Annotated in this window: 11 protein-coding genes and 1 tRNA gene; 2 read left to right on the top strand and 10 right to left on the bottom strand. The window is 55.6% G+C overall.

The genetic code is table 11. From position 1 onward, the window contains the following. Positions 1-45: 45 nt before the first annotated feature. From JNL86_10135 to JNL86_10150, 4 genes are all read right to left on the bottom strand, one after another. Positions 46-1,086, bottom strand: coding sequence for a glycosyltransferase family 2 protein (locus JNL86_10135; GenBank protein ID MBL8043261.1), 1,041 nt, complete (start codon positions 1,084-1,086; stop codon positions 46-48). A gap of 72 nt (positions 1,087-1,158) precedes the next feature. Continuing rightward, on the bottom strand, positions 1,159-2,472 hold the full coding sequence (locus JNL86_10140) for a hypothetical protein (protein ID MBL8043262.1): 1,314 nt from the start codon (positions 2,470-2,472) through the stop codon (positions 1,159-1,161). A gap of 4 nt (positions 2,473-2,476) precedes the next feature. Next, a complete protein-coding gene (locus JNL86_10145; GenBank protein MBL8043263.1) occupies positions 2,477-3,523 on the bottom strand; it encodes a glycosyltransferase family 9 protein in 1,047 nt (348 codons plus the stop codon). A 327-nt stretch (positions 3,524-3,850) separates the two neighbouring features. Beyond that, positions 3,851-5,170, bottom strand: a complete 1,320-nt coding sequence (locus JNL86_10150) for a hypothetical protein (GenBank protein MBL8043264.1) — start codon at positions 5,168-5,170, stop codon at positions 3,851-3,853. 190 nt (positions 5,171-5,360) lie between these two features. On the opposite strand from JNL86_10150, the gene JNL86_10155 reads away from it, so the two are divergent. Together JNL86_10155 and JNL86_10160 are read left to right on the top strand one after the other, a co-directional pair. Further along, positions 5,361-7,622 carry a hypothetical protein gene (locus JNL86_10155; protein MBL8043265.1) on the top strand — a complete coding sequence of 754 codons (2,262 nt, stop codon included), beginning with the start codon at positions 5,361-5,363 and terminating at the stop codon, positions 7,620-7,622. A 172-nt stretch (positions 7,623-7,794) separates the two neighbouring features. Beyond that, the gene (locus JNL86_10160; protein ID MBL8043266.1) at positions 7,795-8,418 is read left to right on the top strand and encodes an outer membrane beta-barrel protein; all 624 of its coding nucleotides are present in this window, start codon (positions 7,795-7,797) and stop codon (positions 8,416-8,418) included. Positions 8,419-8,588: 170 nt separating this feature from the next. Here the strand turns inward: JNL86_10160 and JNL86_10165 are convergent, their stop codons facing one another. The 6 genes from JNL86_10165 to JNL86_10190 form a co-directional block, all read right to left on the bottom strand. Further along, the gene (locus JNL86_10165; protein ID MBL8043267.1) at positions 8,589-10,334 is read right to left on the bottom strand and encodes a cation:proton antiporter; all 1,746 of its coding nucleotides are present in this window, start codon (positions 10,332-10,334) and stop codon (positions 8,589-8,591) included. Positions 10,335-10,907: 573 nt separating this feature from the next. Beyond that, positions 10,908-10,983, bottom strand: a tRNA-Cys gene (locus JNL86_10170). 101 nt (positions 10,984-11,084) lie between these two features. After that, on the bottom strand, positions 11,085-12,284 hold the full coding sequence (gene ispG / locus JNL86_10175) for a flavodoxin-dependent (E)-4-hydroxy-3-methylbut-2-enyl-diphosphate synthase (protein ID MBL8043268.1): 1,200 nt from the start codon (positions 12,282-12,284) through the stop codon (positions 11,085-11,087). A 51-nt stretch (positions 12,285-12,335) separates the two neighbouring features. Continuing rightward, entirely contained in the window at positions 12,336-14,279 is a 1,944-nt protein-coding gene (locus tag JNL86_10180) for a 1-deoxy-D-xylulose-5-phosphate synthase (GenBank protein MBL8043269.1), read from the bottom strand. Positions 14,280-14,461: 182 nt separating this feature from the next. Further along, positions 14,462-15,484, bottom strand: coding sequence for a DUF3187 family protein (locus tag JNL86_10185; GenBank protein ID MBL8043270.1), 1,023 nt, complete (start codon positions 15,482-15,484; stop codon positions 14,462-14,464). A gap of 14 nt (positions 15,485-15,498) precedes the next feature. Further along, positions 15,499-16,704 (bottom strand): BamA/TamA family outer membrane protein, encoded by a 1,206-nt coding sequence (locus JNL86_10190; GenBank protein MBL8043271.1) that lies wholly within the window; start codon positions 16,702-16,704, stop codon positions 15,499-15,501. Between the last annotated feature and the right edge of the window lie 28 nt (positions 16,705-16,732).

Raw genomic sequence — 16,732 nt, forward strand, 5'->3', positions numbered from 1 at the left:
TCACCGGACCGGTCGCGGAGGATTTATCTGAAAATTCCACGCTCATCATCTGGACAGCGGAATGGAATTCGCGTCGGTATCAGGCACCTTGCGACGAATCCAGAAATCGAATATCCCGCGAACATACCCCAGGCCGTAACTGACATGAAGAATCGGAAAAACCAGCAACATCCATCCGGCACAGCGAAGGCCACTCGACAATCCTACCGCAAACGCGAAGACAAAATCTGCCAGCGCATAGCAGCCCACCAACAGCGCCAGAATGAATCGGGAAGGTTGGAATACCGTCGATGCAGTGGAAAGACTAATGAGCAATGCTAAACATAGAAGGGGTACCAGTTGCCGCAGGGTGCAGACTCTGCCCACTTTCCACGCAACCAGTGGTTTAAAGTATCCATACTGGTAATACATTCTCCAGAGTTGCTGCAGGGATGAACGGGCATAGTAGTAGGAGACCACGTCAGGGACCAACAGGACTCGACCCCCTCGAGAAATTAATCGATGGTTGAATTCATCATCCTGATTTCTGATGAGTTGTTCATCGAACAACCCGATTCGGGCGAACACGTCTTTCCTGTAACAGCCCCCGAATACCGTATCGACCAATCTCGGCGTGGAGGTTCCGATTCGGAAATATGACGTTCCCACACCGAAGGGGTGCGAGAGGCCGTAAGCAATCGCGTGCGCCACGGGGCTGTCATTGGCAGGCACGGTCATACACACCCCGCCGACATTGTCCGCCCCGCTCCGCCCCAACCATTCCACCAGGCCGGAAATATAGTCCCTCGGATAGAGACTATGTGCATCCATGCGCATGATGATGTCGCCGGTTGCCTCCGCGATGCCGATATTCAACCCGCACGGAGTGGTTCTCTCCACATTGTCCAGCAGGCGTATCATGGAATGCTCCGCAAGATACCGGGAAACAATTGACCTCGTCCCGTCCTGGCTCAGGCCGTCGACGACCAGAATTTCGAGGCGATCCCTGGGATACGTGCTCTCTAGAATGGATTCTAGGCTGGCTGCAATGAAAGGCGCTTCATTGAGGCAAGGCACAATGACAGATACGATCGGAGGCATCTTCACAACCTGCCCCTTGATGGCTTCATCACATTGTGCAACGCGCGAACGCACAAGCAGGCACTCAGAAAGATTCGCTTAGACCTTTGCCACCTGTGGAGCATTACCCCGGCTCGACACTAAGTACAGCGCATACCCAAGCCCCATACTCATGGCCATCCCTTTCAAGCCAGGGATTCCGCTACGAATACATAAGGGGTAGGCTGAAACAAGCCCCGCAAAAATGAATTGACCCGCCACGCTCACACACGCAAACTTGAACACTGCCCAGTGAAGTCCCCCTAGAAGTAGCGCTCCAACTACCGACGCCAACAACCCATAATTTATATAAAAGTCCGTCATCAGATTCATGCCCCATCCAGTGCGTGCGGGCAAACCAGCAGAAGCAGCAAAATGCTCATACGGTCCTTCATCGGGTCGATCTTCTGCGACGAACCTCGGCACAAGAATGCTCCCAAGATAGCTAAAGGAGCCGCCGGGATACGGCTCCACTCGATTTGCCATTGCAATATACTGGGAAAATACGGTCCTAGACTCGGCATTGACTATCACCTGTGCAGCCGCTTCACTCATAACCTCGGATAGCCCCATCGGCCCCTTCATTTCACGAAACACACCAATGGCACTAAGAGGGATGAGAAGTGCTAGCGCGAGGCATATCCCACGCCCGGCCCGGATTCTATGGAAGCTTGCTAGTGCCACTGCCGCAAGTCCGCCTTCAAGGAAAATGACCCTATCTCCCAGCGCCATCATGGACGTAACAAAGAGTGCCCCCCCAATGAGTATCAGCACCCAGAATATGTACGTCAGTCGCCCCGGTCGGACTTTTAAGGTCTCGCCCATGCCGACACCTGCAAAGAGGAGAATACAAAGGCACATCGAGGCGATACTCAGCATCAGCTTTAAAAGCCCACCGTAGGCACCCAACTGCTCAGCTGATTTAAAGACTAGGTATGCGGATTCCCCCTCATTCAAATAAGTGAGTACGATCTCAACCCAGGGCATGATCCCAACAATAAAGCTCACAGTACCCAGAAGGAGCACCGGCCATCCACTCAAGAACACATCACCGCACTCAAGCTTTGGCAAAACATTCGGACGCAACAATAGGACTGCCCAGGCCATCAAATAGGTGTCAGCGAACACTAGGCTTACTAAGACCGCCGCCCAAAAATGTTGGTTGTATGAGATGAAGTAGGGAAACCCATCATACCAATACTCTCCGAGGGTCCACCCCAGAGCCTCGTGGAAGAAGACCACGACATATCCGTGCAATAGATAATTGTAAGACAATCCTAATAACAGGAAGACACCGAAAGATTTGGCCCTACAGAGCACATAGACATTGAGGAGGAGAAATAACAGAACCAGCACTACTGCAAGTGCTTCCATTAGCTTAAGTCCCAACCTCTTCCAAAATTTGTGCTATTGCATCAAATGCCTTCTGCACTGAAACCGTAGTAATGCATTTTTGTGAAATCGGACATTTCGAAAAAAGGGGTGTCTCGAAACACGGCATACATGGCAAGGAGTAATCCGTCTTCACGATGAGATTCCTCTTTCCCAATGGCTGCGTCTGATTAATTCTTGTTGGGCCGGCAACGGTCACAACAGGCACGCCAACCGCTGCAGCAACATGCCCTAATCCGGTATCGCCACATAGAAAAACATTTGTCCTCGCTATGCATGCAGCCACGACACTAAGAGGCATGTCCTGAAATCGCACAACCCTCTTAGCCATATCCTTCGATCCGGCCTCAAACAGCCGATCCTCTGGGCCGAAAAACAGAGCTACTTTTCCATTTGGGAATTCGGTCAAAAACCGCGAGATGACATCCCAGCACCATGGCTCTGGGAGTTTCTTATCTTGTTCAAATACGCCACAGCCTGGATGCAAACCCATGACAACATGCCCCTCGAGTTCGTGCTCACGCCATACCAACGCCGCATCTGTCTCCTGCGCCTGGTTTAAATGAAATTTTGCAGATAAATTTCCATTGGTTTCAGCATCGGGAAGCAACAATTTAAGGATTTGGATATTCTCCAGACTCCGATGATTCATAAGGTTTGTCTGCCGCCAATGCGTGTATCCCCAGCCGCGACTGGCAATGCCGCCTCCGGCAACCAGTTTCAAACCCGACAACAACCTCAACAGGAGACCTACTTTTGGCGATAGCCCTGTCGCTACGATCGCAGCATCAAACCGCTCAAGTCGAACCTTGGAAAAAAACAACAGTATGTCGAGCACAGACCTTTTGCGAAATGACATGCTTCTTACTTCGTCGCAGAGATCGGAGCCTCTTATCACATCCCCAGCTGCCAACGATCCTGCCACAACTGTGACGTGGGCGTTCGGCAACGCCGTGCGAAGCACATGCAGCATCGGCGTGGTCATAATCATGTCCCCGATACCCCAGGTCTGAATAACGAGGACTTTTTTCATGCGACCTCAAAGGATGGTCGCCCTTGCTGCTTCCAAAGTAACACCAAAGCCTCCACTCCGTCCTGAGACGAATACCTGGCGAGGGCTCCACATGCAACGACATAAACAACCGTCGATGCACACACATGCGCCCTATTTTCCGCGGGCCACAGAAACAGCCGGGGTAAACGTACCCCTACACAGAAAAGTGGCCCAAGAAGGCATGGAGTCGATTCACAGGCAAACACCCCACCAAGCTTTTTGTCCATCACAGCCATTAAAAGATCACTTCCGGCTCGTCATATAAACCTTGGCTGAATTACACGACATCTTGTGAGAGAGAATGATCTACGCAACAGCCGCGGGCATCCGCCTCACCATGAAACGAAATAGATAGAGACCTTCGAATAAGACCTGAAACCCAACTGCTATGACATAGCTGACCATGAGACCATTTCGACCATGATGCACGAATAACGGATAGCTAATGACCATTTGCAGAATGTACCGTGCCGAATAAATGATTGAGACTGCATGCATCCGTCCATCGCTGAGGAGGGGCATCAAGAGCACCCTTGAAATGGCCTCAGCGGGAAGAGCCCATACGGCCAACTCCAATAAACGCCCTGTCTTTTCAGCGGCCGACGCATCGAACAGACCACCGCCAAACGCCAACCCAACCACCTCGCGCGCGTTCCAATAAATCGCAGACGCCATCGACATGGTTACAAGGAACAGGCCGACGCAACAGGACAAGAGGATCCATTTGGCCGAATGCACATCTCCAGATTTCAGATAGCGAATGTACCGAGGGCCCATCACCAGAGCCAATGGTTTGCCCGCAAGTATAGAGAGCGGATAAATGAGCGCGAGCGCATAGGTCATCATCGCGATGCTTCCTACCCCATCCATCGAGGCCAACGCTCTCAACAATCCCATCGCTACCTGAGCCAATACGGCCGTTAGAAGGAGCCCGAATCCTTGGCTCATAAGAGAGCACATTTTGCCCTTTCCAACGTCAAGCCTTGGCTTGTAATGAAATCCCGTGACCCGTGTGAACATCATCCATAGGAAGGCGAGACCCACCGCACCAAAGACACACAAAGATAGGGCGGTTTCGTTCAGCGTCGGAGCATAACCAAAAATCCACCAACTTCCGACAATTCCCATTCGACTTACCGCCTGACAGACTTCCGCCCCCACAGGCACTCCATACGCAGTGAGTATGGAACTAAGAAAAGACCCGACCCCCAATACAAGGACCAACGGCATCAACAGGACAATAAGGCTGACCGCTTCATGTTTCGCCGCGCCCTGAAGTCCTGGGGCTAACAATTCGGTGAGCGGGATCGAAAACATGGCGGCCAGGACGACCAAACTCGTGAAGCATAGCAACAGGTAGCTCAAAATCCCGGAGAACAGATCATTGGCGTAATTGAAGTCTTTGCTGTGAACCCCTGAAAATTTTGCGGCGATGAGGGCCTCAAAAAATACGAAGCCGCTCATACTCATCAACATAAACGGGACCGAATAGGCGACATCAAATGCATCCTTGTGCGACGACGTTCCCCAATTCGACGCCAAAAACTTCATAAACAAATATCCAACAAACGCGTTGAGCGCGACTTGTGTCGTGAACGACCAATGCCTGAGGATGTCCTTCATCATATCAACGGGGAAACCATCGCTACACCGCGAACCGTCTCAAATCTTCCCAGTGAATAGAAAACCAATTCCCGCTAGGCGGCATTCCTGTCGACTCATATTCCCTTTGGTCGATCCTTGTCCATGCCGTATCTTGAAACAATGTATTTAATTGACGCCGCACCTGCGTAGTTCTTATCATCGCCCCCCACACGTGAAACCACCGCTCATTCATCGAATTGGTTGCGGCCTGTTCTGGGCAAGCTTACTCACGCTCGCCTATCTATTCCCAATCAGTGACCTCTTTGCAGAAGAAGCCGTTCAGCCGTCAGTTGCCCGCCTCCTCGACGCCCGCTTCTCCGTCAGCACCTTCATGCTCAACCTCGAGAAACAAGGCCTGGAGGACAATACCTTCACGAACGGCCTGGGACGCGACACGACACTCATCGGCAATTTGGTCAACGCGACCGTCTATCGGCGGTTGCTCCCCAATCTCGAAGCGGAGCTCGGGGTCTTTGCCAATATACCCTTCGGACACGATACTGAAGTATCTCAAGTCCGGCCCATCGTCCGCCTGACCTATCAGCCGATCGATCAGCTCACCGCCGTCGCCGGGACGATCCGCACTCCGCACCGGGATTTCCACGACGCCGTCTTCGACAACGGCAACCGGTTCCTGCGTCCCATCGAGCAGGGGGCTCAAATGCTAGTGGATTCCCAACACTATCGGCAAGACCTGTTCATCAACTGGCAGCAGGCATTTCAGGGCTTGTCGCCGAACCGCTTCGACGTGGGATATGCCGGACAGCTGAAGTTCGGTCCGCTTCGATTCAACGGCCAAGCCCATTGGGTACGCAATGGGCAAGCCCTGTTCAAGCTGGACCGCTCCTTTAATACGCGCGACAACCTGGTGGTCGCCGCCGGCCCAGAACTGGTCCTGACGCCGCCCCGATTCTTCCGCTCCGCCGACTGGTGGAATGAAATCGGCATCAGTTACACCTATTTGGCAAGTTTCAACCAGGCTGATGACGGCTCTCCGACCTCTCGTGGGCGCGGCTACGAGCTTCGGGGCTGGCTCGACCTGGCCGGATGGCGTCCCTATGTGTCCTTCTGGAAAGGCCGGAACTTTCTCAGCCAGCAGGGCGATCCTGAATTTAGGGCGAGTAATTTCCCGGAATTCGGACTCTCCAAAACGGTACGGCTTGGAGACCGGGCATCAATTGAGTTTGGGGCCCAGGCCCGCCGAATCCGCGCCTTCTATACCGAAGACTCGATCAACTATTTCACCCGCGACACGTTCAAATGGGTGAATCAGGAATATCTGGTCTTCAACTGGAACTGGGACACGAATCACGCCGACCTCATTGGCGATGTCTGGGCTTCAGTTTCTCAACCTGCCGAGAAGGACCTGGACACGTCTTCAGCACGTCGGTTCCGGGTGAAGCTCGACACCTTGACCTACGTGTATAGTGTGGCCTATTCCGGCGTTCGACAGATTCATGGACTGCCGGTCTCAAACCATATATTCGCGGGCCAATACCTTGCCCCAGTGCTTCAGTACAAGGTCACTCCACAGCTGACGCTTGATGCCGGTGTCTTCGCCGGTCTGCCGGTAGCGGATACCCAACGGTTTCACACGGTGCAGCCGATTCTTTCCGCCGAATATGCGATGTTTCCGGATGTGCACCTGGTGGCTGGTACATTGCGACGCAACCATCCCTTCGTGGATGCATTGTTTGACGATGCGAAGTTATTCTCTCGCCCAATCGAACAGGGTTTCCAACTGCTGGTCGATCAGGAACACTATCAGCAAGATCTCTTTATCAACTGGAACCAAATTGAAACGTTCCAAAAAGCCGAGCGGTTCGATGTGGGCTATGCCGGCCGGGTAGCGGCGGGGCCTTTCGCGTTAAACGGCCAGGTGTATTGGACCCATTCCGGTGGCGCACAATATTCCGAGGCGCGCACATTTTTCGGACCTGGCCTGCCCCGCGATCGTCCTGCCGGGAACAATTTTCTGACTGCCTTCGGGCCGCAATTCACGTTTCAACCCCGACAGTACTGGTCCGCCGTGCCCTGGTTCCGGGAAATCGACATCATGGCTCTCTATCTCACTAGCCAGAATGAGCCCACGCAAAGTGGTTCCCCGATTGTCCGCGGTCGCGGATATCAATTCACTGCCGGATTGAACCTCGATGGCTGGCGCCCTTATGTCACGATTTGGCGAGGGGAGCAGTTCGTGAGTGAACGTGGCGACCCCGCGTATTATGCAGGAGATTTTACGGAATTCGGTCTCGTGAAAGACGTGGTATTACCGGCAGGTTTTTCTCTCCGCTTCGGCGGATTTGGACGCACCATCGAACGGCATCTCACCCATACCGAATATGCGCTGCTCAACTGGTCATGGGATCAATCGAGATGGCGAGGATTCTGCCTACGCCCCACCTTGTTGCATCGAGAAGAAACCCAGTGCTGATCAGCCTCAGCCGTGGTGAACGTTTCATCTGTTTTTCAAGCAAGGAGGATTGCCACCTGACGGACCGTGCACCTGCCCGGATACACTTCTCGCTTGCCACCTCGCATGAAGCTCGCTAGAGTAGCACTCTGAGACAATTTCGGGGAAATCCCTGTCGGTGAGAGGAGAAATAATGGGTCGCTGGTTCGTCGCACTACTGTTCCTAGTCCTGTTGGGCTTACCTACACGCGCACTGGCAGAAACCTATGTCGCCGCAGGCATCGGTATGAACGCCCCCTCCTTTGACACCACCGATGCCGGAAAGGTGGCACTCCAGAAAGACCTCTTTTACGGAGGCAAGATCGGCCATTATTTTAACGATCGCGGCTACAACTGGTTTGGGATTGAAGTGGACGCGTACCGTTCTACGCCAGGCATCAAACAACAAACATTGCCGACATCCAGCAACCCTCGACTATCGGGGCCGATTCCTGGTGCGGATTTGATGGTGCATTCCCTAGCTTTTAATGCATTGGTCCGCGTCACCGGCTATCAATACAAGGTGGAACCCTATGCAGGACTTGGCATCGGCCTGAATGTCGGGAATATTTCAAGCGGCAATTTCAGACCAGAAGCATCATTTGCCCCAAGCTTTAACGTGTTGGCTGGCATTCGGTACTACATGACCGAGTCGATTGCTCCCTTCATTGAGTACAAGTATAACTTCGCCCAATTCAAATTCGACCGCAGCAATGTCACGGCCGACTACCGCGCCAATCTGTTCATGTTCGGCATCGCTTATCATTTCGGTCGATAGGACGATTCACTCGTATCCCAACCACTTTACGACAGCTGCAATCAACGTCCCTCCTTTTGGACACATCGTGGTCGGGTCCATCCGGAGCCTTGATCACTTCACCTGCGCCGGTCTTCTCATGCCATTAGGAATCATGCGGTCATAGCTAGTCGCAGAGCAGACCTTACACCTCAGATACTTCTCTCCGCCCCGACCTCCCCGGCTTTGACATTCTCTGCGTCTGTTTCTTCACCAGACGAGCGAAAATCCTGGCAGGATTTCAGGTACGCGAGAATGCTCGACTTCGGAATCGTTAAGGCCTGGAACGCATGCCGGATCAAGGTATGTGCCCCCTCAACTTCGGGCAGGATGATTTCCGTGGCGCCAACGTCTTTCAGGTCTTCCGCCTCCCGAAATCCATGCGCCCGGACCAGCACGGGGATTTTCTCATTCAGTCCGCGCAGTCGACGAAGGGTGAGTGATGCCTCGCTGATGACCGGAAGCGCAACAATCGCTAACGCCGCTCGTTGAGCACCGGCTGCGTTCAACAGCTCGGTTTGCGAGGCATCTCCATACACGCATGAAATGCCTCGACGACGTAGCTGTCGCACGAGGTCCGGGTCCCGCTCGATCACCGTGTAGGGAATCTCGAAATGGTCGAGAGCCAGACCTACGGTGCTTCCCATGCGACCGAACCCGCAGACCACCACGTGCCCTGCTTGTTCGTCTTGGATTGCCCCCTGGACCGGCACCGAAGCCCGCCCCATTCGCAAATGCAATGCTGCGACCCATCTCGGTGCATATCGAACCAGGGGGGCGTTGAGCAGAATGCTGAGTAGCGAGGCGGCAAGGGTGGCATTGTACACATCTTCGCCCACATGGCCTGCCGTTTTGGCGACATGCACCAACACGAAAGAAAATTCGCCGATCTGCGTGAGCCCCACACCGACGAGCAGTGCCGTTCCCCATGCATAGCGGAAGAACCGGACCACCAGCGTCCAAATGACAAATTTCCCGACGACAATCAATCCCAGCATGAGGCCCAGCAATGGCAGATTGGCCCAGACGACACGCGGATCGATCAGAATGCCGATCGTCACAAAAAAGAGGGCGACGAACGCATCACGTAGTGACAGCAACCGGGCGAGCATTTCGTGCCCATATTCCGAACCGCTGATGATCAGCCCGGCCAGAAATGCGCCAAGGGCGAGGGACAATCCCGCCATTTGCGTCACGGCCGCCGTTCCGATGCCCAAGGACAACGAGACCAGCAGAAAGAGTTCGGCATTTTGTGTCTTCGCAATACGCGTCAACAGCGGAGGAATTGCTTTCGCAGCGAGATACGAGAAGGGAACCAGAATCAGGACCGCCAACCATAAGGCTTTTCCAATCGTGGCGAACCGGCCCGGCTCCAGAGCCCCGAGCGCCGGCAGCAGCACGGTTAGCACGACCACCGCAAGGTCCTCGACCAGCGTGATCCCGATCATCACCCGGCCGTGTTTGGCACGCAAATCTCCGCTGTCCAGCAGCAAGCGAGCCAGGACCATCGTGCTGGCCACAGACACGACCGCGCCAATGACCACGCTTTGAATAAAGTTCCATCCCACCACATGCCCGACTCCGACGCCGAGCAGGATGGAGAGGACGATGCCGATGGGCCCTCCGAGGAGGGCGACCCAGCGCACCCGTAATAAATCATTCAAAGAAAATTCAATCCCGATGCAAAACATCAGGAGGATGACACCGATCTCGGCGAACAATTCGAAACTATGGACGTCCGAGATAGAAGGACCCGGCGTCAAGGGGCTGATTAAAATGCCGCCGAAGACATACCCCAAAATCAACGGCTGACGAAGCAGATAGGCGGAGGTTCCGCCGAGGACCGCGGCGATGAACACATAGGCGAGATCTCGGAAGAAAATGGGATCTGGGGCCATGAGTCCTCTCAGATAAAGTATCGTCCTTGCAGCCTAGCAGGTTCCGACGAAATACAGCTACGCCAGTCGCCCAGTCGGCTGGCCGACTATGGAACCAGGCCTTCCATATTCTACCCATTTGGCAACTGAGGACGTGGAATTCTTTACCGATGGTATTGGATGGCTTCAGCTATCGCAAGATAGGACAGCTACCAGTCTGTATAACCCTTAACCTGGACAGTGGTCGATTGGTATTGGCGCATCAAGGCAAAGTTTTTCCTGCAAACCATACCGCCTCGAGCAACGTGGGGAGGTTACGTCGGCCAGTCCAAACGGAATGTGGAGTCAAGCGGGGTGCAGCACAGGAGTGGGATTCAACGTCATAGGATACTTCAGTGAGGTCAATCCGAGTTGGATACCATGGACGCGAATCGGGCGTGATGGAATGTGCCGATCGATTCGGGCAAAAGCAAAGGGTACTGACTCGCCAGCGGCTCAAGCGTATGAAGAATAAATCACTGGCGGGTTGTCTTCGGCGGCGACAATGAGGAGAGCCCTCGACTGAACAGCCGGCGGCATGCACGAAGTGCGGTTTGGAGGCGCCGGGCGGGTTCGAACCGCCGCATCGCAGTTTTGCAGACTGCTCCCTTAGCCACTTGGGTACGGCGCCACGGGTCGGATTATAGAAGGGGGAGCGTCAGGAACTCAACCGCGAAGAGCGGAGAAACAGAGGAATCTTCAACAATACAGCTGATGGTCTACTGCCGTAGATTACGACTTGCTTGGGAGCACGGGAATGTCACGGACGATGGTGGACTGCTCATCCGGCGTGTGGCCCATCAATTCCCAGCCCGCCTCTGCCTGCTCGTTCGACGACCCGTTGTGCGGGGCGCCGGCAGCTTCGGCTTCTTTTTCCTTGGCCAGCAACTCGACTTCCTGAATAAGCGTGTCCATGAGCTCCTCCATGGGCACCTTGCGCATGAGCTTTCCCTTCTTGAAGAGAATACCTTTGCCTTCGCCGCCGGCAATGCCGATATCGGCTTCTTTGCCTTCTCCGATGCCGTTGACGACGCAGCCCAGGACGGAGACATTCAACGGGGTCTTGATATGGCCCAGTTTCTTCTCCAATTCATTCGCCATGCGCACCACGTCGATTTCGACCCGCCCGCAGGTCGGACAGGCAATGACGTTGATGCCGCGATGCCGCAACTCCAGTGACTTCAAGATTTCAAAGCCGACTTTGACTTCCTCCACCGGATCGGCGGCGAGTGAGACACGCAGCGTGTCGCCGATGCCGTGCGAGAGCAGCCACCCGAGGCCGATCGCGGATTTAACCGCACCCGTCATGGCGGTGCCGGCTTCGGTAATGCCGATATGCAGGGGATAATTGGACTGGGTCGAGAACAGATAGTAGGCGTCAATCGCGTGATGGACATCGGACGCCTTGAGCGACACCTTCATGTTGGTGAAGCCTTCGTCTTCGAGCGCATGCACGGCGTTTAAGGCCGATTCGGACAGGGCTTCGGGGGAAGGCCAGCCATACTTATCGAGCAGCGGCCGTTCGAGCGAGCCGCCGTTCACCCCCACGCGCAGGGGGATGCCCCGCTCGTTGACGGCCTTGATCACTTCCTGCACTTTCCACCAGGCCCCGATGTTCCCGGGATTGATACGGACGCAATCGACGACTTCGGCCGCTTTGAGGGCGAGGCGATGATCGAAGTGAATGTCGGCGATCAGCGGCACCGTCATCGCCGCCTTGATCTTCGGCAGCGCAGCGGCTGCGGCTTCGTCCGGAACAGCGACACGAATGATCTCGCAGCCGGCGGTTTCCAACTGCTGAATCTGCTCCACCGTCGCCTTCACGTCTCGCGTATCGGTGGAACACATCGACTGGACCGAAATCGGCGCATCACCGCCGATCTTGACCGACCCTGCCTGAATTTGTCGCGTTTTTTTCCTGGTGATATGCATCAGCGTCTCAGCCTGTCGCGTTGACCTTCGATCTATCTCAAGTACTCGACCCTAGCTGCCCTGTTCATCACCGTGCGGCAAGCTGCCGACGAGCGACGCCAAACGAGCGGCGTCGTCCGCCACCACACCGGCGCCGAACAACGCCTTGACGCTGTTGTAGATACCGTCGGCTGTCAGGCCATACCGTTCGCGCAACAGATCCTGCGGCCCCTGCTCGATGTACCAATCAGGCAACCCGAGCACCTTGGTGCGCAACATGAGTCCGGCGTCAGACAGGGTTTCCAAGACGGCGGAACCGAATCCGCCCATCTTGCAACCTTCTTCCACCGTGACCAGACAACGGACGTTCTTCGCAGTCTTCAGGATGAGCTCTGTATCCAGCGGCTTGGCAAAACGAGCATTGACCACAGCGGCTGAAATGCCGTCTTGAGCCAACCGTTCGGCCGCCTTCATGGCCGGCCAGACCGTCACGCCGATCGCCACGATCGCCACATCCGTCCCTTCCCGCAGCAACTCACCCTTGCCGATCGGCAATGCGGTGGGCTCAGGATCCATCGGCACACCGAGGCTGACGCCGCGCGCGTACCGCACGGAGGCTGGACCATCAAAACCCACACAGGTCTTGATCATATGCTGCAATTCGTTCTCGTCCTTGGGCGCGGCGACAACCATGTTCGGCACATGCCGCAGGAACGCGAAATCGAAGGCACCGTGGTGCGTCGTCCCGTCCTCAGCGACGAGTCCACCGCGGTCGATGCAGAAGGTCACCGGCAAGTTCTGGGTCGCCACATCATGCACCACCTGGTCGTAGGCCCGCTGCAAGAAGGTGGAGTAGAGCGCCACCACCGGCTTCATGCCCTGTGCCGCCATACCGGCAGCAAAGGTCACGGCATGTTGCTCGGCGATGCCGACGTCATAGATCCGATCCGGGAATTCTTTTTCAAACGCATTCAACCCGGTCCCCTCGCACATCGCGGCGGTGATCGCGACGACGCGCTTGTCTTGATGCGCGACCTTGATCAAGGCATCCACCGCCATGCTGGTGTAGCTGGGGCGGACGGCTTTTTTCGCCGGCACGCCCGTTTCGCGCACAAAGGGCGGGCAGGCATGGAACCAGACGGGATTATCCATCGCGGCTTGGTACCCCAAGCCTTTTTTCGTGATGACGTGCAGCAGCACCGGGCCCTTCATCTTCAGGGCATTTTCCAGGGTCGGCAGCAGGTGCTCAAAGTTGTGGCCGTCGATCGGCCCGGCATATTGAAAGCCCAGCTCCTCGAACAGGAGACCGGGCAGGATCGCGCCTTTGGCCAACTCTTCGGCCCGGCGAGCGATTTTTTGCATTTCGGCACCGATGTGCGGAATCTTTCGCAACAGTTGTCCGGTTTCTTCACGCATCCGCGCGTAGAACTCACCGGTAAAGGTCCGGTTCAGGTAGGCGGAAATGGCGCCGACGTTGCGGGAGATGGACATCTGGTTGTCGTTCAGCACAACGAGGAAATCCTTGTTTGTGCCACCGGCATGGTGTAGGCCTTCCAGGGTCATACCCGCCGTCATCGCACCATCGCCCACCACACACACAACCTTATGCTTCTCACCCCGCTGCTCCCGTGCTTCCACCATGCCGAAGGCGGCAGAGACGCCGGTGCCGGCATGTCCGGCATTGAACGTGTCGTAGGCGCTTTCTTCGCGCTTGCAGAACCCGCTCAATCCGCCGTACTGGCGCAGGGTGTGGAACTGTTCCCGGCGCCCGGTGAGCAGCTTGTGGGTATAGGCCTGATTGCTGGTATCCCAGACGATTTTGTCTTCCGGCGTATTCAGGAGATACTGCAAGGCCACCGTCAACTCCACGACACCGAGATTGGAGGCCAAGTGCCCCCCGACGTTCGAAACCACCGCGAGGATTTGCTCACGAATCTCCTGGCATAGTTCCGGAAACTGTTCAGGGGACAGGCGCTTCAAATCAGCGGGACTGTGGATATTTTTTAGCAGAGACATTGCACAATCTCCTTGTCAAAGCATGACAATTGGACGCAAGTATTCATATCGATGGAGAATAGTCGTGTTGAGAAGGTCTGGCGAAGCAGCGAAAGAAGTTGTGTACAAATCGCCTCATCCTCACATATGGCAGTACACATGTCAAGATTCCGCCGTGCTCCGTTCACACCTTTGGCTCACGATCAGGAACGCATCCGGTAGGTGAGGAGGGTCGACAGCGTGAAGTCGGCGGCGCTCCCGGTGATGAAGTCCAGGTTCTCGACCCCATAGAGCTGCCAGAGCAAGCCCGGCAGGACGCGATAGCTGATGCCGATGGCCGATTCGGTGACACCCTTGTCCAAGACCCGGGTCCCGGTGCCATGAAACGGTGGCGAGTAGTAGTCGAACTGCGCAGTGATGGAGAAATTGTCCGTCCAGAGATATTCCACAGCCACCAACCCGCTCATCACCGGCTGGAGGTCGAGTCCGGCGATCTGCCCCGTGGGAAACACCCCGTTCAAGTTGGCGTACAGTATCCACCCGGTGGCGAAGGTCTTATCCAAGGCCAGGCCGATGCCGGCATCCGGATGCCCACTGCCGAAGACTTGGTCGGTATCGCCGGTCGGGGCTTTGACGCCCACGCGAAACGACAGGGCCGGAAGCGTCGAGGTTTCTTTCAGCAGTTGATATTTTCCGTAGAACGAAATATCGCCCAGTCCTGTCGCACCCTTCGTGCCGTGAAACAGCGTGCGACCACCGTTGGCAATATTGAACGCATAGGCCGTTTCCCGCAGGGCCTTCCGTGCCGGTGAGATCCCAGTCGTCCCCCGCTCCACCCCGATGATCGGCTCTTCCATAAACCCGCGATACCGGTGATACCCCGGGACCTCCGCACCGATCTCCAGCCGATCGGTCAGACCATACCGCAGGAAGAGACCGGTTCTCACCGTCTCAAACTTCATCGTCACGTCGGCTTGTTCTTCTTGGTCGCGGGCAATCGACGCGGTATTGGCGACTTCAAGCCGGACGTCGAGATCCCCTTTTTTCAATACCGCCGCCCGGTCACCGGGCATTGCCAGGACCAGTTGATCCAGCGCCTGAAAATTTCTGACCGGAAATGGACCAAACCCCTCCGCACCGACGGTCAGCGGCAGACCAACACACACGGTGAGCAACCAAACCAGATAGCTGATGTGCCGCATGAGCAACCCCGGCCGTTCACTCACTGCGTTGAATGCGTCTAATAGGGGAAGTCCAAACCCGCAAAAATTGCCCCGCCTTCGCGGCTATACCCGTAATCCAACCGACCGACCACATTTGGCCGCACAATCGCTCGAAAGCCGACGCCCGGCGTCATCCGGTAATCCTGGAAGCTGACGTCCTTAAATGAATTAAACACCTGCCCCGTGTCCAGAAAAGGCGCCAGTTCGAAATCCGCGGTCACTCCCGCCAGTTTTGTCCGCAGGACGTGAATCCGCTCCTCAATACTGAACGCAATCAAATGTTTGTCGATATACCGATCCATCCCGAATCCGCGCAGATTGTTCTGTCCGCCGAGCGACGACTGCTCGAAAAACGGCACTTGGGACCCGATCGTGGCCTGAAGATCAGCTCTCACGACCAAAATGGCACGCTTGGATTCGCTGGGAAACAGCTTCTTAATTTCTAATTCGTACCGTGAATAGACGGGATGATCTCCGTTCTTCACATTTTGATTCAGTTCCGCATAGGCCATCACCGACATCCCATCCGTCGGCGTGACCAGACTGTCGCGGGTGTCGTAATAAAATGACGCGCGATGCCCGACAATGATGGACTCGCCCTGAATGCCGTCCACCGTGGGAAATTGCTCGACGGAAAAGGGCAGCTCGGTAGCTCCACGCTGAAGCTGCACCTGCCGCACCCGCTGCCCAATGGAAACCTGCGTCACTTCATTCGCATAGAGGCCGAGCCGCCAATAGGCACGCGCCTCTCTGGCCGTGTAATTGGATTCATCCGCCTGCACCGTCGACTGGCCCAACCCGAAGAATCGTGAAGTGGCGTTCTTGAAGAAGGTGCCGCCGAAGTTCAGAAAGTACTGCCCGTTCCCGAACGCCGGATCGACATAGTCGAACAGCACCTTCCGTTCGATTTTCTCGGTCAGCGACGCGATCAGCCTCATCTGGCGTCCGCCTGGATCGTACTTGAAGAGATTGAACACCGCCCGGCTGCCGACGATCGAATTCTGAATCAGCATCGGCGCCATGAGGTACTTCAACTCGCCGTCGGGATCGGAAATCAGAATCGGCGCGATCAAGCCGGCATCGTTCCCATCGTTCTTGCTGGTGGAGACCGACGGAACGGGGAAAATTTGCGTATCGGCCCGCACAGAATCCGGCGGGCTGAAGGTGAGGAGTCCGGCCAGCGCCAGCAACACACCGATCGACGAAAAATAATGACGCTGCATGGCGCTCGCCGGAACGATCGTCCCCTAC

It is taken from the genome of Nitrospira sp. (assembly GCA_016788885.1).
Classification (GTDB): domain Bacteria; phylum Nitrospirota; class Nitrospiria; order Nitrospirales; family Nitrospiraceae; genus Nitrospira_A.

What these genes read in the sequence shown, in the direction of transcription:
- JNL86_10160 (MBL8043266.1), top strand. Translation starts at nt 7,795, where the DNA reads ATGGGTCGCTGGTTCGTCGCACTACTGTTCCTAGTCCTGTTGGGCTTA.
- JNL86_10145 (MBL8043263.1), bottom strand. Translation starts at nt 3,523, where the DNA reads ATGAAAAAAGTCCTCGTTATTCAGACCTGGGGTATCGGGGACATGATT.
- JNL86_10180 (MBL8043269.1), bottom strand. Translation starts at nt 14,279, where the DNA reads ATGTCTCTGCTAAAAAATATCCACAGTCCCGCTGATTTGAAGCGCCTG.
- JNL86_10165 (MBL8043267.1), bottom strand. Translation starts at nt 10,334, where the DNA reads ATGGCCCCAGATCCCATTTTCTTCCGAGATCTCGCCTATGTGTTCATC.
- JNL86_10150 (MBL8043264.1), bottom strand. Translation starts at nt 5,170, where the DNA reads ATGATGAAGGACATCCTCAGGCATTGGTCGTTCACGACACAAGTCGCG.
- JNL86_10140 (MBL8043262.1), bottom strand. Translation starts at nt 2,472, where the DNA reads ATGGAAGCACTTGCAGTAGTGCTGGTTCTGTTATTTCTCCTCCTCAAT.
- ispG (MBL8043268.1), bottom strand. Translation starts at nt 12,284, where the DNA reads ATGCATATCACCAGGAAAAAAACGCGACAAATTCAGGCAGGGTCGGTC.
- JNL86_10190 (MBL8043271.1), bottom strand. Translation starts at nt 16,704, where the DNA reads ATGCAGCGTCATTATTTTTCGTCGATCGGTGTGTTGCTGGCGCTGGCC.